General features: G+C 59.0%; 21 protein-coding genes and 1 pseudogene. 18 read left to right on the top strand and 4 right to left on the bottom strand.

Annotated elements, in window-relative coordinates; genetic code table 11:
* The first annotated feature begins 11 nt into the window (after positions 1–11).
* From ACVWW3_RS11380 to ACVWW3_RS11320, 13 genes and pseudogenes are all read left to right on the top strand, one after another.
* Entirely contained in the window at positions 12–791 is a 780-nt protein-coding gene (locus ACVWW3_RS11380) for a hypothetical protein (RefSeq protein WP_456650003.1), read from the top strand.
* Between the two features lie 126 nt (positions 792–917).
* Entirely contained in the window at positions 918–1,094 is a 177-nt protein-coding gene (locus ACVWW3_RS11375) for a hypothetical protein (protein ID WP_456650004.1), read from the top strand.
* A 99-nt stretch (positions 1,095–1,193) separates the two neighbouring features.
* Entirely contained in the window at positions 1,194–1,334 is a 141-nt protein-coding gene (locus ACVWW3_RS11370) for a hypothetical protein (protein WP_456671966.1), read from the top strand.
* Between the two features lie 201 nt (positions 1,335–1,535).
* Positions 1,536–1,778, top strand: coding sequence for a helix-turn-helix domain-containing protein (locus ACVWW3_RS11365; RefSeq protein ID WP_456650006.1), 243 nt, complete (start codon positions 1,536–1,538; stop codon positions 1,776–1,778).
* Positions 1,779–2,297: 519 nt separating this feature from the next.
* Positions 2,298–2,753, top strand: coding sequence for a hypothetical protein (locus tag ACVWW3_RS11360; protein WP_456650007.1), 456 nt, complete (start codon positions 2,298–2,300; stop codon positions 2,751–2,753).
* Positions 2,754–3,097: 344 nt separating this feature from the next.
* Positions 3,098–3,319: pseudogene (locus ACVWW3_RS11355) on the top strand (hypothetical protein); the annotation flags it as partial.
* Positions 3,320–4,047: 728 nt separating this feature from the next.
* A complete protein-coding gene (locus ACVWW3_RS11350) occupies positions 4,048–4,290 on the top strand; it encodes a hypothetical protein (RefSeq protein ID WP_247369988.1) in 243 nt (80 codons plus the stop codon).
* 53 nt (positions 4,291–4,343) lie between these two features.
* Complete coding sequence (locus ACVWW3_RS11345) at positions 4,344–5,309, top strand: hypothetical protein (RefSeq protein WP_456650008.1); 966 nt, start codon at positions 4,344–4,346, stop codon at positions 5,307–5,309.
* 577 nt (positions 5,310–5,886) lie between these two features.
* Positions 5,887–6,201, top strand: a complete 315-nt coding sequence (locus ACVWW3_RS11340) for a hypothetical protein (protein ID WP_456650009.1) — start codon at positions 5,887–5,889, stop codon at positions 6,199–6,201.
* A 109-nt stretch (positions 6,202–6,310) separates the two neighbouring features.
* Positions 6,311–6,520, top strand: a complete 210-nt coding sequence (locus tag ACVWW3_RS11335; protein ID WP_456650010.1) for a hypothetical protein — start codon at positions 6,311–6,313, stop codon at positions 6,518–6,520.
* Between the two features lie 274 nt (positions 6,521–6,794).
* The gene (locus tag ACVWW3_RS11330) at positions 6,795–7,475 is read left to right on the top strand and encodes a hypothetical protein (RefSeq protein ID WP_456650011.1); all 681 of its coding nucleotides are present in this window, start codon (positions 6,795–6,797) and stop codon (positions 7,473–7,475) included.
* Between the two features lie 76 nt (positions 7,476–7,551).
* A complete protein-coding gene (locus ACVWW3_RS11325) occupies positions 7,552–8,079 on the top strand; it encodes a DUF5681 domain-containing protein (RefSeq protein ID WP_456650012.1) in 528 nt (175 codons plus the stop codon).
* A complete protein-coding gene (locus ACVWW3_RS11320) occupies positions 8,076–8,438 on the top strand; it encodes a hypothetical protein (protein ID WP_456650013.1) in 363 nt (120 codons plus the stop codon). Before ACVWW3_RS11325 ends, ACVWW3_RS11320 begins: the two co-directional genes overlap by 4 nt.
* 111 nt (positions 8,439–8,549) lie before the next feature.
* Here ACVWW3_RS11320 and ACVWW3_RS11315 read toward each other — a convergent pair whose 3' ends face one another.
* On the bottom strand, positions 8,550–9,227 hold the full coding sequence (locus ACVWW3_RS11315) for a hypothetical protein (RefSeq protein WP_456650014.1): 678 nt from the start codon (positions 9,225–9,227) through the stop codon (positions 8,550–8,552).
* A gap of 771 nt (positions 9,228–9,998) precedes the next feature.
* Here ACVWW3_RS11315 and ACVWW3_RS11310 point away from each other — a divergent pair.
* Positions 9,999–10,679 (top strand): hypothetical protein, encoded by a 681-nt coding sequence (locus tag ACVWW3_RS11310; protein WP_456671965.1) that lies wholly within the window; start codon positions 9,999–10,001, stop codon positions 10,677–10,679.
* A complete protein-coding gene (locus ACVWW3_RS11305; protein ID WP_456671964.1) occupies positions 10,636–10,959 on the top strand; it encodes a hypothetical protein in 324 nt (107 codons plus the stop codon). The genes ACVWW3_RS11310 and ACVWW3_RS11305 overlap by 44 nt, the downstream gene beginning before the upstream one ends.
* Before the next feature lie 443 nt (positions 10,960–11,402).
* Here ACVWW3_RS11305 and ACVWW3_RS11300 read toward each other — a convergent pair whose 3' ends face one another.
* Together ACVWW3_RS11300 and ACVWW3_RS11295 are read right to left on the bottom strand one after the other, a co-directional pair.
* The gene (locus ACVWW3_RS11300; protein ID WP_456650017.1) at positions 11,403–11,690 is read right to left on the bottom strand and encodes a hypothetical protein; all 288 of its coding nucleotides are present in this window, start codon (positions 11,688–11,690) and stop codon (positions 11,403–11,405) included.
* Complete coding sequence (locus tag ACVWW3_RS11295) at positions 11,683–12,057, bottom strand: hypothetical protein (protein ID WP_456650018.1); 375 nt, start codon at positions 12,055–12,057, stop codon at positions 11,683–11,685. The genes ACVWW3_RS11300 and ACVWW3_RS11295 overlap by 8 nt, the downstream gene beginning before the upstream one ends.
* A 135-nt stretch (positions 12,058–12,192) precedes the next feature.
* Between ACVWW3_RS11295 and ACVWW3_RS11290 the strand changes: the two genes are divergently transcribed.
* Entirely contained in the window at positions 12,193–12,477 is a 285-nt protein-coding gene (locus tag ACVWW3_RS11290; RefSeq protein WP_456650019.1) for a hypothetical protein, read from the top strand.
* A gap of 15 nt (positions 12,478–12,492) precedes the next feature.
* On the opposite strand, the gene ACVWW3_RS11285 is transcribed toward ACVWW3_RS11290, so the two are convergent.
* Entirely contained in the window at positions 12,493–14,109 is a 1,617-nt protein-coding gene (locus ACVWW3_RS11285; protein ID WP_456671963.1) for a tyrosine-type recombinase/integrase, read from the bottom strand.
* 48 nt (positions 14,110–14,157) lie between these two features.
* Here ACVWW3_RS11285 and ACVWW3_RS11280 point away from each other — a divergent pair, with 48 nt between their 5' ends.
* Together ACVWW3_RS11280 and ACVWW3_RS11275 are read left to right on the top strand one after the other, a co-directional pair.
* The gene (locus ACVWW3_RS11280) at positions 14,158–15,198 is read left to right on the top strand and encodes an ATP-binding protein (RefSeq protein WP_456650021.1); all 1,041 of its coding nucleotides are present in this window, start codon (positions 14,158–14,160) and stop codon (positions 15,196–15,198) included.
* Positions 15,199–15,486: 288 nt separating this feature from the next.
* Positions 15,487–16,920, top strand: a complete 1,434-nt coding sequence (locus tag ACVWW3_RS11275; RefSeq protein ID WP_456650022.1) for a DUF1254 domain-containing protein — start codon at positions 15,487–15,489, stop codon at positions 16,918–16,920.
* The last annotated feature ends 881 nt before the right edge of the window (positions 16,921–17,801 follow it).

The following is a 17,801-nucleotide window of genomic DNA, read 5'->3' as shown; positions in this document are numbered from 1 at the left end:
GCGGAGCTTGAATGAAGCGCCTTTTCTTGGTGGCCTTTGTGGCTAGTTTTGTTGGGATCGCATCGGGTGCAGCGGCAGTATGGGGCGTTTGGCATTATAAGGACAAAGTCACTCATGCCGCGACGGAAAAAGAAAGAACGGACGAGGCGCTCGCCGAATATACCCTGTGGCTCATGGGCTTCACCGGCTTGTTAGCATTCGCAACAATCGGCCTTGGAGCTGCAACGATCGGCCTGTACCTCACCGGCGAAAAACAGGTCGCGATCACCCGTGAAGCCCTCATTGGCGATCAGCGGGCCTGGATCATAACGGAATTGGAGATCGGCAAAGACGGGGTTTCAATCCGGGATGGCCATATCGAAGTAGACGTTCGGTTGAAGGTAATTAACGTCGGTCGAACTCCGGCACTGCGAGCGCACACAAACATGACGGTCGTTACTGACGTCCTCAAGACCAGCGAGGCGGTTCCGGCCCTCTCCGCCGACAGTAGGAAATCCGAGAAAGTGTTTGGGCTGCCTCTCGCGCCGAATTCACACTATTACCGGCAATGGTATCCCAGCGCCGATGATAATGATGTCTACAATCAAGGGCCGAACCGAGGGATAAACATTGTTGTAATCGGTTGCGTCAGCTACGAGATTCTTCAAGACAAAGAAGTCCACCAAACTGCGTTCGCTTATCTTTTGACAAAGAAAGACGGGGCTGATTTGGGCCGATCCATATCGGCTAATGAAGAGCTCGATGCCGACGCCGTGGAGATCAGGCCATGGGCCGGAGGCTTTGTGACGTGAACCGCTCACAGCGGGCAGTCCGCGATCAGCCAATCTTCCGCGCGCTCAGTGCCGGCTGCGTGGTCCTGCTCTATCGGACGTACATCTACTAGCGATTTTCGCAATTGAACAGAGAGGGCAGACCGAATGGCTGAGAAGCACGTGACGAAGCTGAACGACGGCGACGAAATCATCTTCAAGCTAAGCGCAGGGAAATGGACCGCACACGTGAAATACGCCAGCGGAGGAATGTCTGGTCGCATGGTGCCACTTCCTTCGTTCGACGCGGCGGTCGCGGCGATTAAGGACGACCACCAGCTGTAAGCACGCAAAGCAAAGGGGCGGCATTGATGGCTACAACGAAGCGGGCGAAACCACATTTCCGAGTTGGCGAATTTGCCAGCAGGCCAGCCTTGGGTCATCATGGAGTGCTTCGACGGGGACAATCTCTCGCTGTTCGAGAAAACCGTCGGCTTCGATCTTCGCCCCGGAATCTCCTACGAAGAAGCCCAGCGCATTGTGAGCTTCCTCAAGGAAAATCTGGTTGCAGTGAACGAATCCTAGGACTCGTACCTGGGGCGGGACGAACCCTGAGGGAGTGCTTGTAACCGTCGGTGAGGGGCGCTGCGGGCTACGGCTTGTTACCGCCCACGCGATTGTGAGCTTGTTACCAGCTATTGTGCGCGCCAAACTTATGATTGGCTGTATCCGTCCAGAAAGTACTTTGCCGTCACGCCTCCGGGTTGTCCGGGGCGGGGAGGCAAGATGCACCAACAAGAACCTCAGCCCTTGGCGCCGCTGCCCGCAGCGCAAATGGCGTTCTCCGTGCCGGCGGCCTGTAAGGTTGCAGGTGTCGGGCGCACGAAGCTTTATGAAGCAATCCAGTCAGGTGCCCTGCGCGCGCGCAAGAACGGCGCAAAAAACCTGATACTGCGCGACGACCTTCAGCAGTGGCTGGAAAGCCTTCCAACGGAGAAGGCCACCATTCCTTCGACCAAGCGCCCTTGAAGTCGTGACCAGTAGCAATCTGATCGCGCAGCTTTATGAGCATTGGCGCATCGTTCTCGTTTCCAACTCCGACACGTGGCGTCGCCGGGCGTGGCTTCTTCAGCACCTGGTCGACGATGCCTGGCACGACCGCGCCGCTGTCCGCACTTCGGGAGCGCTCCGCGCTCTCGCGCGAGTTCATGCCGGGCGCATCGAGACGGGTCCGCTGCAAAAATCCTGGATGCGCTGCCGGAGCGCGTTGATCTTCGAACACGGGAAGCCACGATCGCCGCGGGGCCCGGCAATATCCATCCGTCAGCCAAGGAAAATTGGGCAAATAATGGCCGCACCAACTTATCAGGATATCGAAGATCTGACGCAGACAACATCGACGCGTTCCGGATTCCATCATTGAATTGAGAGGAAGCGGGCACTCGATGTTGGGGCACGTATTGGGGCAGGCTCGGCAGACATGGGACTTTTCGCTCGATTTTGGGGGCTTTGTGGCGGAGACCCGCTCCGTCGCTCGAGGGCGTGCACATGAGCGAACCTGAATTGGTGGCGCAGCTAAACGATCGTTGGCGGGTAATGCTGCTCTTCGACGGCATCACGTGGAGTCGCCGCACGTGGCGGGTGGAGCAACTGGTCGACGATGCTTGGTGCACTCATACCACCTTGCGCAGCGCGGATATGCTGCGCTGGCTGATCATGGGCGAGGCCATCGGGCCCGTCGAGGCCGCTGCTGCTGCTGTGCTCGCGGCGTTGCCTCCGCGTGTTAATGTCCGCGCAGCCGCAAAGGCGGAACCGGTTGTCCGTGCGCCGGTCGCGCGCGCGGCGCCCATCGCTTTTACCGCGCCGGCCGTAATGCGGATCCCGGCGAAGCCAGAGTCTATCCAGGACGCTGCGGGACGCGAGCGGATGGCCATCGAGCGCGCCAGCGTCGACGAGGAGCGAGCGGGCGCGGAGGAGCGCTATTGGCGCGGCATCATCAAGTGAGGGTAACAAGCGGCGACGTGTACAGAATGGCACTTGCTAGGATGATTTCGGCCGGCTTGCTGAATCGTTGGGCCAATATTATCTGCCGACTACCGGAGATCGGAGGCATGCAAATGCGCCTTTGATCCTTCCCCCTGGCGCTCGCGAGCCATCAATCCGTGACCCCCCACACCAGACCCATCAACCGCGGCGCCGGGAGCCGCACACGAAAAACCCGCCGGCTGTGAACCGACGGGCTTTTCAGTAACAACAGGGCGTGCGGCCTTGTACGAAGGAGTCAGATATGGCATCGCGCCGTTTGGATTTCAAGAGCCGCCACGCCCTCAATTTGAGAGGAGCAAGCAATGGCCGAACTACAGAAGGCGTTCACCGCCCACAAGCTTAACTGGCTGGATTGTGTCGCCAATGATCGCAGGCTGAAGCCCGCGGCGTTCAAGATCGCCTATGCGATCATGCAGCACGTCAATTCCGAAACGCTAGTCGCGTGGCTATCCGATGAGACACTGGTCGACGTCACCGGCATTTCGAGCGCTGAGGTTCAGCGGCACCGCAAAAGCCTGAAGGCGTGCGGCTGGCTGACGTGGAAGCGCACGGGGAACGCTAACGTCTACACGCCGCTCTTCGATCAGTTGCCGGAAGGCTTGGAGTTCATCCTCGACAAACGACGGAAGCGGAAGGAACTGCGCGAAGCCCGCCGCGCAGCGCGCGCCGCTACCCCCGTCACCTCCGTTCAATCGCCGGTGATGGATCACGATCCATCGCCGGTGATGGATCACGATCCATCGCCCGCGATCAACATACACCTACGTAAGAACACCTCCGGTCTAACACCTACGAACACAATTCCCTCGCTTCGCTCGGGGGTCACGTCGGCTGAAGAAACCGACGCGACCCGCGCGCTGAAGTGGGATTATGAAGATCATCAGCCGAAGGCGCCTTACCTGCAAAGCGACGAAGCAGCCGAGCGGGCGATGCAGGAGCTGCGGGAGCTGCCCTTCAATACCGAGTGGTGCGGCGGTCTCGACGAATGGGGCGCAGACTTCAAGCCGATGAGCGATAGATCTGATCGAGCAGTGAGGGTTTATTGGAAGCGGCTGCTTCGCGCGCCGTACCACGCTACGGACGTGGTGATGGTGGCCAAGCGTGTTCTGTGCCGTACCCCACGGCATCAACGGTCATCGCTCGCCGGCTTCCTGGCGAGGTTCGAAAGCTATCTGGCGCACGACGACGCGGTCTCGCTGCCGGAGCAGCGCGCGCCCGCGACCGGCCATCACCATATGCAGGGAGTTTGACGATGCGAATGAAGATCGCCCCCGACGCCGCGCTCTTCGCCGAAGAGCTGCGCTTGCGAGATCCTGATGCCTTCGTGCTCTTGGAGCTGTGCCACTTCGATCACGGCGAGAGCGTATTCGGGTTGCGAGACGAGATGCGCCGCGACATGCCCGCCGGAAGCTGGTCGGAAGAACGCTTCTACGGCGCGCTCTCTCGGCTCATTGCAAAGGGCTGCATGGTTGCCGTGAGGGAGACGATGCAATGACGAAGCCAGCAGCACCGGTGCAGGAATCCGCCAAAAAGAGAGAACACTAAACCATGCGCTATTACCGGATCGAAATAGACGGCGGCAAGACCGTCTTCACCAGCTACGCCAACGGTCAGAACATTCGGGGTGCGCTGCAGGTGGAGTTGGACATTCCGGTTGCGCCGTTCCACTCACCGGGCAATGCCGGCGCCTTCGTGAAAGTGTGGGGCATCCCGCTTTCCATGATCAGCCAAGCGCACGACCTCGCCTTCAAGGCCATCAAGGTCTACGGCGGATTCCAGAAGGGCTTACCGCTAGCCAACCCGAAGCAGTCCGGCCTGCTTGTGCAAGGCTACATCAGTCAGGCGTTCGGCAACTGGCAGGGCACTGACATGTCGCTCGACCTCATAATCTCGCCCGGTGTGCCGCCGGCAGGGAGCGCGGCGGCCGTCCCGCCAAAGAACCTGTCTCTCAATTGGAGGAAGGGGCAGAACGCTTCGGACGCGATCAAGTCAACGTTGCAAACGGCCTATCCGGGTATGACCGTCAAGGTGAACCTCAACGGCAACCTTGTCGCGCCGGAAGATTCGCCCGGCATCTACACCGGTGTAAAGGCGCTCGCCGATTATCTGTTCGCGGCCAGCAAGTCGATCATCAATAGGCCGGACTACCACGGTGCGCAGATCGCCATGGACGGCAACACGATCAACGTCACCGATAAGCCCAACACAACGGCGAAGCAGATCGCGTTCAATGATCTGATCGGGCAGCCGACATGGATCGCGCCGCTGACGATCGCCTTCAAGTGCGCGATGCGTGCGGACATCACTCTCTCCGATCAGGTGACAATGCCCAAGACGCTGATCACCAACACGCAGCGGGCGCAAAGCGCGCTGATCAATCAGACCGCCGCGCAGCAGGGCACATTCATCATCACGTCGATCCACCACTATGGAAACTTTCGGCAGCACGATGCCTATAGCTGGGTGACCGAGTTCAACGCGGTCGCGACAAATGTGCAGGGGAGTACGCCGTGAGCGTCGCCATGAAGATTGCAGGACCGGGGCGACGACGGTCCGCCACACGGCGCCGTGGTGCAGCGCTTGCCGCTAGTGCGGGCATGACCTGCCAAGCCCGCCCGACGCCGGACGGCGGCTACCGGTGCCACGCGTGCCGCTGTTCATGGGATCGGGACGACGCGCGGGACTGCGCGACGCTCGACCAGCCCGAGGCAGTTTCGACTGGACGGCCCCGGGCCGCGCTGCCGTCTGGCGCCTGATGCGCTCCGGGGCCGGCGCGCGACGTCGCTGTCCCGGAGACGGAAGGCCACTCAGCGGGCGTCCCTGCGGGCGTGCAGAGGCCATTTACCCGCCCCCTTGGCCGACGCGGCGGCGCATGAGCGATATCAGGATCTGCCGCAGACAACGTCGACACGTTCGATGTTAGGGCAGGCGTTGGGGCAGGCTCACTCACTTTGATGGAATTACGCGCAACTTCAGTTGCTTCGGTTTCCCATGTGGCGGAGAGGGGATCCGCCAAGCCATCCTTTACCAGATTGACTCCGCGCACGGCGCCGGGCGGTATGGTAGGGCTGCACGAATACCGGGGGAATGCATGGCTAGATATTTCACGCTTCTTTTTGCTCTCTTGATCTCTTGCTGCCAAGCCTTTGCAGATGACGGGCGTTGCAACGCGCCGCCCTACGGAATGTCCGATCACGACTTCAAGCTGTTCGTCGACTTGTTCGGGCACATCGTGACACCAACTCGGATGCTGCCTGCCATCTGCAACATCAAGTTTGGCGGAGCCGATCGAACTGCGCTCTACAATCTCGGCCTCACTGACAGAGACATAGATTCCAAAAGCGTAGGGATGCTTGCGTCCGACGCGCTCATCGCCGCGAAAAAATTAGCCGACAAAGTTCAATGACTACAATCAGTCTGTGGGGACGCGCAATCGGGCCGCGGTGCCGCCCCAGCGAATGCGCACGGGCCGGCTTTCAACGCTGCCGAAGCCTCACGGCCATCGCGGCGGCCGAGTGTCGCGCCAGCGCGTCAACGTCCCCATTGCGGCGGGCCTGCATCGCCAACCGTTCCTGATGCCGCGCTACCGCTTCGAGCCGGCGCCTGTCGGCAAGCCGGGCTTCGCGCTCGTCGCTGCTCTGCTGCTTCATCGACATCGCGCGTGCTCGGTTTTGAAAACGGCCCCCGACGAATTGCACAACGCCGGAGGCCGCGATGTTGGCTGACAGTACATCCGTGCCAGCCTCAGAACAAACCCGGCCGCCAGCGAAGGACAATCGCGGCGGCCGGGTCACAGGACGCTGCCACATCTAGGAGGAGATCACAGCACGCGCACCATGCAACACACGCGCGGCGAAATCAAATTTAAACACGCGTGCGTTGTTACCCGCAGGGTAACAAGAACCCCTATTGTTATAGGCAATTCGCGCACGAGCTATTATGGTTGCCGACACAGGGACCGCGTACCACAGCCACAAACCTCTCAGGAGATTACCGAACATGGATCCCGAACAGTTGAAAGCCTTTATGGACGCGCTCGAAGCACTTCGCGCCGACATCACCAAGAGCATCAGTGCAGTAGACGCGAAATGTGATGCACTCGCTGAAGACGTCAAGGCGAGCAAGAAATCCGACACTGCCGGCGAGCGCGATCGCGGCGTCGACGGGACAATGGCCGAACGTGTCGCAGCCGACAGCGTCGGCGCCACCGAGTTTTCCGTTTTGTGCCGGGAGGTGGCTGACCTGCGGAAGAAGGTGGCGCGCCCGCAGGCCGATCTGAACGCGTTCGCAGATGTGCAGGCAAAGGCGGACGCGGTGATGCGGACGCACAATGAAAGGGCTGAGCCGCCGATGGCCGGCGAGGACATCGTCGCCTATAAAATCCGCCAGCATCGCGGCATGCAGAAGTTTTCTTCCAAATGGAAGGGAGTCGAACTCGGGATCATCGCGGCGGACGGTAAGGCTTTCGAGAACGTCCTGGCGGAAATCCGCGCCGATGCGATGCAGGCCGGCTTGAATCCGGTCGGTCTCCCTGAATTTCAACATCGAGAGATAACGCGGCAAATGCCGGGCGGTCACCTCGTGAAAAGTTGGGTCGGCACCGGAACAATTTTCAAGCAGCTTTCGCGTCCGGTTCGGCATGTCGGCTTCATCGGCGTGCGCACGGGGACCGGGCAGTAACGGAACGCTCGACTGCACCTGGCCGTCGGCGACGCTCTCGCCGGCGGCCTTTTGATTCCTGAGATGGTGGCGTGTGGTGACCAAACCGGAGTGGCAGAAAGCCGCGGAGGCAGCAGACGCGTCAGCAGCACCTTCAGAAGCAGCGCCGAAGGCAGCTCAAAAAGCAGCGCCAGAAGCAGCGACGAAGAAGGTCCGGGGCAAGCCGTTCGTGAAGGGCAAGAGCGGCAACCCGGCCGGCCTGAAGCCGGGGACTCGACATCGCAAGACCCTAATGCTCGAGCATATGAGCGATGACGATCGCGTGGCTATCGTCTCCAAGATTATCCGACAAGCCAAACGCGGGGACCGGCCGTCGCAAAAGATGATCGTCGACAGGATCGAACCGCCGCGCAAAGGCCGGGCCGCGCCGTTCCCACTGCCGCCGGTCAAAACCGCGGCCGATGTTGTTGCTGCCCTGGCTGCCGTCACCGCGGCTATGTCGGCCGGCAAGATATCGCCGGCTGAGGCTGTCGAGATCGCCGCCGTTATCGAGACGGCGCGCCGCGCGATCGAAACGCAAGATGTTGAAACCCGGCTGCACACATTGGAGGAGCGCTTCAAATGAGCAACGAACTAACCCGCCGTCTCGAAGCACTGGAGAAGCGCTTGAACTCATCGGAACACCGGAGTGGATCATCCCAACCGCTTCGTGTTGTGGTCGTGTACGGTTGCTTGCCGCCCGGCATCCCTTTGTGGGCCACTGCGGGATCACGCGAATGGTTTCCCGATCCGGGAGAAGAAGTCGAAGCATTTGCCGATCGCGCGGCCGCGGCTGCGCGAGAGCTGAAAGAACGGCTGCTAGTCGTGGGCGGCCTCCCGAAGACGCAGGCGCAGGCCGATGTAGCGCTTGCCGCTTATGATGCATGGTTGCTGTCCAATGACGGCGTGCCTCCGGTCGAGCCGGGCCGGGGGATCCCCGCATGACTGACGCCAGCACCACGGCGCACGCGCAGGCGCTACCCAGCGACGTCAGAGACGGCGATCAGCGCGAGAAACCGAAGCACATGTTTCGCGACATGTTGGAGGGTTGGGCGTCTAAGGAGGTGATGGCGGCTCAGGCGCGTCATCCGCTGCGTCACCGGACTGGATTCCGTCGCGCCACGCGCGCAAAGCGTCGCCCGCACTCTCTACGGCTTGCTGGTGTTCGGATATTTCGTCATCGGGCAGCTCTCTTGCCTCGATGTTCCCGTCCTCATCGACCTCAAGAGTCGCAATTCTAATCGGACCAGCCACCCCGCCTGGGTTGGTGTTGATCACGTGCTGAACCGTCCAGGCCGCTAGGAAGATCGCCTCTCGCAGCGTTGGCCGGCCATTTTGACAGAAAGTATCTGCTAGAAACCGAAGGAACGGATCGGCCGACAGCTTGCCGGATCCGAGTGCAGCATAATAATGATGCTCGTCGAGCAGGCGAGGCTGAAGCAGTCCTTCAAAAATGCAGCATTGAGATTCGCCCCCGTGAGAGTAGGCAAGCACGGTATTGACATTTATTGCACCACCGATGCCGGTGGATTGGAATTGCTGAATTACTGTCGCGCTCAACCACAACGGATGATTGATAGCATGGGACTGCGCTGGAATCTGCGCGTGGGAGCTATCTGCGATAATCTTAAAGCGAGCACTCTGGCCCTGGTCGCCTGCGAAGGCAAATAGCTGAGGGCCGGCGAGCACGCTTATCTTGCGGCCGTGATGATGACCAACGCTGAGACCGCCCATGCTCGGGGTGATCATACTATCAGCAGCGATTACAACGCCATCAGAACAGTGGAATGCAACTATAACGGTCATCCGCGAAAGACGCTATTCGCCTTCATATCGGGATACTTGTTGTAGATCGACGCCACGAGCTGTTGGAACGACAACTGCCGAACCCAGCGAGCCACGTTCGCCAGATAGTCTCTGGCGCCTGGCGCCAACGATTCTAGGACACGGCAGCCCTCGACTTGTCCAGCTTGGGTCAACCCATAGACCCGATAACGACCGGTGCTCTGGACGAGGGCCAAATCGCGTCGGGCAAGATCGTCCAAGCCGGCATACACAGCCTGATCAAATGGACCATAGTCGTAGGGCACAAACTTGAAATGCGGACCGCCTAAGGCTGCGGATGCCTCGCGATCCAAGAGAAAGAAAAGCTTCTGAACTTGGACAGGCGTATAGGTGGCGCGTTCTCACCGCCTGCAGCGAGGCCCGCTAGCAAGATCTCACTTTTGTTCATCATCGAGCTCCGTGAGAGCGAATCGAGCTTACTTCGCCGCTTCTACGACACAGGGTTGCAGGTTAACACGGAATTAACGCCTTGCGCGAGCCAATGATCCGCGCTAGCGCGCCGATGTGATTCACCGTGTCGCGGCGACGAGCGGGCCACGGGCGGCCCCTAACCCCGCTCGATCTGCCAACCGTGAGTTTCTCCACCCACGATCGCCAATCGGAAGCCCGTGTGTTGGGGCCGCCGTTAGGGCACCCGCGCCCACCCGATAGGATTATTGATTGATTTCAGCTACCTGGGATTCCGGCGCGGCGGACGAAGGTTCCGCCAAGCGGGTGTTTTCCGCGAAATTCTTCCTCGCGCGTGTTGCTGCGCTGGAACTCGAACAGGTAGTGGTGGAGGAGATTAACGTCAGATCATTAGCTGAGTCGGTTGCGCGAAGGGGAAGAGGGTTGGGGAATCGGGAGCGTTACGAAGCCCAGAAGGAAAAACGAGACCGCCGCGCCCAACAGAACAGTCCTCAACCATGGTGGTGGCTAGGACAGCGCGACCCGATCGTTCGCCTCACGAAATGGCTTGTTATTTGGACCGCACTTCTCTTCGTCGGGACCGGGGTTAGCGGGGCGATATTGTGGAAAACAGATATCACCTTGCGTGAGACTCTTGAGGTTAATCAGCGCCCATGGCTCGCAATCAGTGCAACACCCATCGCCGATGCAGAAATCAGCGACGATAGCGGCCTTTTCTTGCCTGTCGAATATAGCCTTAAGAATTCGGGTAGGACCCCGGCGGTTGGCGCAACGATTGAAGATGACCTCTACGTTGGGGGTGGCGCATTCGATGTTCCGGACGCTCAACGGAAGGCTTGTTCGCGTAATCAGGTGAAATTGAAAGATGACGATCTAGGTGTTGGCTATAGTGTCTTTCCAGACGATATCGTCAAATCGCAAAACACGCTTTAGTGCGACGCAAGATCAGATCAGCGGGGCGGTTGCCACTAACGATGCGTTCCAGCGTGCCGTTAAAATCTCTCGCGACACGACCTCTCTAAACATTTGGATCGTCGGATGCGTGAATTACCATTTCACGTTTGGAGACGAGCAAAAGGTCCACCAAACCGGCTTCGCTTTGCAGGTGACCAGAAACAACCAAGTGGGCTATATCCGCTCCACCGACAAAAAGGTCCCCCTCAGCCAAGTGATGATCGACCGCAACTCCTTTACAGGAGGTAAGGCGGATTGAAGCGACCCACGGCGCGCGCATTCGAGGATCAGAGGCGCTGATGCGCATTGGCCCGCTCAAGGGACTGGATGACGGAGGACTGCCGGAATGCGCAAGCCCTGCAAAAAGGCAGCAAAACGCTTCAAGACTGTCCGGAGGGTCGCAGTGCGTTGCGACGAGAATTCATCGGAGCAGACTCTCCGGGCGCCCAACACCAGGTGCGATTCAGGAGAGAAAAATGAAGTGCCCACAGTGCAGCGGGTCTGGATATGCCCCCATTTGATACAAAGCCTGGCGAGCCTATCGACCCACTACCAATCTGCGCGCCCTGCAAGGGGACTGGCGACGTTCCCGGGCCAAAGCGAGCTCCGTTCATCAGCAAGATGACCGCGGTCCGCCGAACACGAAAGGTCTGAAACGATGGAGGCCCCGGATCATCTCCGGGGCCTCATTCACTTTTTTACTTACTGTGGGTCCGATGCAGATTGGGGCGCGGTGCTGTGAACACCGGTGCCAGGCCCATCCTCAATCTGATCGATCGGCGGCGCGAGCGAGAGGCGGGGATGCCGGCCGGTGTAGGCTTCGACCAGCCGCTTCGCGCGCGCTACGGTGTCTTGGGTTTGGCGCATCACGGCCAGCTCGCGCTCAAGCCGCTCGAACAGCGGGACCGCTACAGTGCCGTCCCGCTCGACCAGGTACGCACACAGTGCAAGCCCGCGCTCAAGCCGGTCGACGGTGATTGCTTCACTCACGCAACAACTCTCCCTGCTTTCTGGCTCGATGAACGTCATGGTGACGCTGTAACTCGGTCCAGTCGTCGCTGTCGTCCTCCGCCGCAATGGCATGGACGAGCGCGGCGTTGTACGCGGCGCGGAATTCCCGCGTCGTCGGATCGTTCGGCAAAGGAGTGCCGGCACCTCGATCTACGCGAAACGACAAATGCCCATCGCGGGGATTGCGTTCGACGTATCGCGGCAAGGTCTTCTGTTGCTGCTGTCGGGCGCGAAGATCCTCGCGTAGCGAAGCCAGACAGACGAAGAGCACAAAACCTGGCTCTCCCGATGTACGGGGTGGAAATAGTCGGTGTTCGGACGTAACGTCCGCGTCAGCTTTGGCCATGGTATCCTCATGGTTGAAGTTAGGGCTGGCTGGTGCTTCCAACACCGGCCAGTCCGCCCTTCTAACGCGAATCGCGCAAAACCCCAAATTGCAACGTCCAACACGACTCCCGTTTTCAGGAGGAAAGGACACGCCATGTCTGAGGAAGTCACCACCGCGCTTTTCGATCTGGAAGAACCGCTTCGCGATGCTACTGACATTGTGCAAGCGATCCGCATGTTGGGTTCGTCGGAAGAAGTACCAGCCGATCAAAGAGGACCGCTCATAACACTCGCGGGTCTGGCCCTCGAGAAATTGCAATTGGTGGCAACAGAACGGACGCGGCTATCCGTCCTTGTCGCCGGACATCTGACTGCTCCAGTGGGACGGCAGAACTCGAAACGCCGCTCACCGCGCAATCGCGGACAATTGAGAGCTTAGAGCTAATGGTTTGGTTCAGCGGGTCATTTGCTTGCCGCTGAACTGCACGATCCTGCCGGCCTTCGGCGCTGAGCAAAACGTCGCCCACGCCTCCATCATCTTCCGGCGCTTCTCTCGCATGTCGCCACGACGGTAAGCGGCCTCTACCTTGTCGGGCAGCGTGTGAGACAGCGCCATTTCGGACATGTCGTTCGGATACACCGTCACCTCGCTGCACCAGTCTTTGAACGTCGAGCGGAAGCCGTGCGGGACGACTTCACGATTGCCTTGCTGCGGATCAACCCATTTGGGCAGACCTTCCTTGACGCGATCTTCGTTCATGCGATCGATGACTGCCGCCATCGCGGCATTGCTCAGCGGCTCGCCCGGATTGCCGCCCGGGAACAGGAAGTCGGCATCATTGGGCGGGCTGTCCAAAATGGCGAGAGCTCGACGGGTGAGGGGGACGACATGATCCCGTTTGCGCGCTCCCTTTTTGCCCTTCATGCGTTCCTTCGGGACTGTCCATAGATTCTCGTTCGGCTCGATCTCGTTTCGCGTTGCGCAGATCGTCTCGCTCGTTCGGGCAGCAGTCAGGATCGTAAATTCGAGCGCGCGTGCGGCGATGCCTTCGCGCTGGCGCAGACCGGTCATGAATTCGGATATCTGCTGATAAGGAAGTGCCGGGTAGTTCTTGACTGGCGCCACTTGCGACTTTTTCGGCAAGAGCTGGTCGAGATGCCCGACCCACCGAGCGGGGTTCTCCCCAGAGCGCAGCTTCAAAGCCTTGGCCCGGTCGAGCACTTTTTCAATCCGTCCCCGAATTCGGTTTGCGGTCTCCGTCTTGGTGTTCCAGATCGGCTGCAGAATCTTCATGACGTGAAGGTCGGTGACCGCGTCAACGGAAAGACTGCGGATCGATTTGCAGTAATCGTATTTCGCCGGCTCTCCCTTGGGTCCGATGCCCAACAACGTCATTCGCCACTGGTCGAGATGCTTGTCGTTCTTCCAGCCGGCCCGGTTGGCCTCGATGTAGTCCTTGGCGCACTCTCCGAATGTGGAGCCTTCGGTAACGCTCCGAGCGTCCTTCGGATTGATACCTTTCGCCAGCTGGGCGCGCGCCTCCGTGGCAAGCTCCCGCGCATGCGCCAGCGTCACGCCCGCCCGTGCGGAAACGTCAGGTGTGCTCGCGCGCGGTGCCGATCCAAATCCGATCTCAGTCGGCTTGCCGTGCCAGCGATACAGAAACACCCACCGCCGGCCGCCGTTCGGTGAGATCGATAGGTACAAGCCGCCGCCATCGGCATGCCGCCCAAATTTCTTGATGGTTGCGGCTGATCTAGCGTTCAGCCTGTTGATCTTCCGCGCCATCGTCTGCTCCCTCTGCCCCAACATGTGCCCTAGCACATTCGTCGGATTGTAGCGGACGGTTACAGTACGGGAAAGACGAATGCGATCGAAACGCCTGCGAAATAAAGGGTGTGAGGCGCATTTGCGGACTGATATGAACTGATGTAAACGATGGTTCGGCGGACACCCCTTCCGCCAGTCAAGGCTAAAAAGTCTTTTATTTCTAGGGGGTGGCCGTTTCACTAACCAAATGGCTCTCACCAATTGGCGACGCTTTTGGACAAGTATCGTGTAGTGAAACATGCTTGCAACTTTTGAGCGCGTCGAGTATCTCGGCGCGGGGGAATTTGCTTGCTCAAGCTGCCGGAAAATTTGGCGGATGTTCTAACGTTTGACGTTGACACGCTTTCCGTGTCCGGGCGCGAGGGTAAGCACCGCGAATTCAAGGTCGACTTCGCCCAGAAAGACATGTCTGACTACACGAAGGCGCTTGCGGCTTTTGCTAACGCCGACGGCGGTATCATCATATTTGGCGTTCGAGATCGGCCACGAGAAATCGTTGGCATCAAGGAGGTGATCGACGAAGCCCGGTGGGCTGATCGCCTACGGGAAGATTTTGCCCCCGAGATCGTTTTTTCCACGCGTACCTACGAAATAAAAGGAAAGATCCTTCTGGCAATCGGCACCAATGCCTCGCCCCATAGGCCGATCATCGCCAAGATCAACAGGTCCAAGAAATCAGCCGATAAGGACGGCAAGCCGATCATCACTGAGTCGATCCGCGAGGGCACAATTTATTATCGCTACGGAGGTCAAATCCGACCGATTGGGTACACCGAGCTTTCCACGATGCTAGCTGACCGTGAGCGAAACCGCATCAAGGCGATGATGGAGAACCTGAAGGTCGTCGAGAAGATCGGCATTCAAAACGTCGGCATTGTCGACATGAAGGAAGGCTCGTCGCACCTCTATTTGTCGAAGGAAACCGCTAGGGGACTGTCGTTCATTGACCGGGGCCGGTTCGTTGAGGAGGACGGCGCGCCGGCCTATGTCGTTCTGGGCAACGTCGACCTCAATCAGGTTATCCACCGCCCTTTAGAGGATGAGGACAAAAATCTTCCGATGGAAGTGGCCAAGCATCTGAAGCCAATTGTCCAAAAAATCTACGGGATCGAAATTCCCTTTTCGCCGGGCCAAGTATCTCAAATTCTGCGTCATCTGGGTGTGCTGGACGACAACACTCATTCGATCTGGGAGAAGAAATTGCGGCGCCGGTATATCACCCGCAAAGGCATCGAAGCGATCGAGGCTTTCGTCCTGGCGGCGCCTCTGGAAGCACTACGGGCGTTTGGGTCAAAGGCGGTGATCGCTCAATACGAGGCGCTTCCCTAGCTATCTTGGATCGATGGCATTGCGTTCGAATTGACGATTGGTTAGCGGCGGTGGTGAGCGACGCGATTTCTCCAAGTGGCTCAACGCAGATTGCGGATGACGTTTCCGCCACTCGTCCGCTCTAGCGCGCTTTCCAGACATATCGGGCTCAACGTCGAGAGTCCGTAATGGGCCACCAGCCGACATAGGGCTGATTCTATTGAACCTTTCATAGATTGCAGCGACCTATTTATTCGCTCACCAAGCGAGTAAGCTGAATCCTCAACGATTGAGCAAAGGATTCCATTAATGAAATCGGCCCGAAGATCATTCGTTTATGCGGCGCTTGCCGCCGCCGCCTACTTCACGACGACCCTGCCTGTAACGGCTCAAGCGCTCTCGCCGATGGAAGCACAACAGATCGCCGAAGACGCTTACGTCTATGGCTATTCGCTCATCACCACGGAGGTCACGCGCGTTCAGATGAGTAACGTGCCGAAGGTTGAGGGATTCAACAGCCCGACAGGGCAATTCGTCAACATTCCACGCTATCCGCCTGCCGATTATCGCGGCATTTCCGCGCCGAATGCGGACACGCTGTATTCGGTCGCTTGGCTCGATCTGAGCGAACCGCAAGTCTTCAGCCATCCAGACATGGGCAGCCGCTTTTACCTTTTCGAGATTACCGACCTATGGATGTCGGACTCCGAGTCGTCCCCGAGCAAGCGCACCGCTGACGGAAAGGCTGCAAACTACCTATTTACTGGCCCCGGCTGGAAGGGCGAGGTGCCGTCAGGCATGAAGCACTTCCCGGTCGCGACGCGATACATGGTCGTCCTCGGCCGCACCTACGCCGATGGGACGGAGGAGGATTACAAGGCCGTCAATGCTCTACAGGCACAGTACAAGATCACGCCGCTGTCCGCTTGGGGCAAGCCTTACACCCCCGTAGCGTCCCCTGTGAACCCGAATCCGGGGTTCAGCATGACCGACAAGCCGCAGGCCGTCATTCTCGCGATGGGAACGGAGGGTTACTTCAATCTGATGGCTAAGCTGATGAGTGGAGACGCCCCGCCTGCAGCGGGCGACGCGCCGATGGTCGCAAGTATGGCGAAAATCGGTGTGGTACCCGGAAAGCCGTTTGAGTTGAGCAAGCTCGATCCGGCTGTACAGACTGCATTGAAAGACATTCCTCAAATCGCTCTGAAGAAAGTCGAGGCCAACAAGAATAGCATGGGCGAGGTCGTTAGTGGTTGGGTGGTCTCGAAGGGGCTTGGTACCTACGGTCCTGCGGACTACCTCAAGCGCGCTACTGTAGCCGCCTTCGGCTGGCCCGCAAACAACGAGCATGACGCGATCTACCCCTATACCGAAGTCGATTCTGCGGGCCAAAAACTGACGGGAGCAAACAAGTATACATTGACTTTCGCCAAGGATGCGACGCCGCCGGTCAATGGATTCTGGTCGATCACCATGTACATGATCGATGGGGGCTGGTGGTTTGTTCCCAATGCGCTCAACAAATTCACGGTCAGCCCGCGCGACAATCCGAAGCCTAACGCCGACGGCTCGTTGACGCTCTACTTCCAGAACGAGTCGCCCGGCAAGGACAAGGAAGCCAATTGGCTGCCCGCTCCGAAAGGCGACTTTCTGCCGATGATACGGATGTATTGGCCCAAGGACACATCGCCCTCGATCATCAACGGTTCGTGGAAGCCTCCGGCGGTGAAAAAAGAGAACTAATAAGTACCGCGCCAAGCACCAACGCCTGGCGCGGTATATCCAAGGCTGGCTGCCAAATCGGGGCAAATTCGGATGTCCGCCTTGGGTCATAAGCTGCCGATGATCGACCGAACCGGCAGCTTCCGCTTTATAACCGGAAGCCGACGTTTATGAGTACACGCCCTAGCTTAGCCCGGCGTGAACGATGCGACTTGCGTGTTCGACGCTGTGATGATCTGGGCCGGCCAGTCCTGCTTCAAGCTGGGAGCGAACTCGGCGTGTTGCAGAAGCCGCACAAGATCATCAAGTGCGTTCTTGCCGCGCAAGAAGGACAGCATAGGGGCCGGCCCGCCGACATTGCGATTTTCGATCGTGCGGTCGAGAGCGGCGCGGATATCGCGTGACGATTTCCACAGCCATATAAACCGCGATCGTTAGACAATTTGGTGAGCGGGCTAAAATCACAAGCGATGACAATGCGCCGGGAGGAGGGCGCGTCCGCCGCTCCACCGAAACATTCCCCGGACGCCTTGTGTACATCCGACAAAGCGTCCGGGGCCTGCCCATGAACCAGCAACGGAGAAGCGACTAACCTTTGCTGGGGCATTTCGATTAACGTTTGTCGGGGGAACGCTGATCTCGGAGATGTCGATCTCGCGATCCAGTACACGCCACGACGATCCACCCACGTGGAGGAGGCTCAGCAGCGAGCGGAGCAGTCGGGCAAGTCGATGAGCAACTTCCTGCAGGTCATCACATACGGCACTTCGGAGATTAGACAGATACTGAAGAACAAAAGTCCTCACCTGTCGCTTCACGAGCACTCTGAGCCTGATCGACTTGGCGTAGCCTCCCGCGTGCTCTTCGCCGCACCTTGATCAAGCCAGCAATCGTTGCCACGG

Source organism: Bradyrhizobium sp. LM2.9 (genome assembly GCF_054056555.1).
The sequence above is the reverse complement of the archived record's forward strand: the minus strand, read 5'-3'. Positions and strand labels throughout refer to the sequence as shown.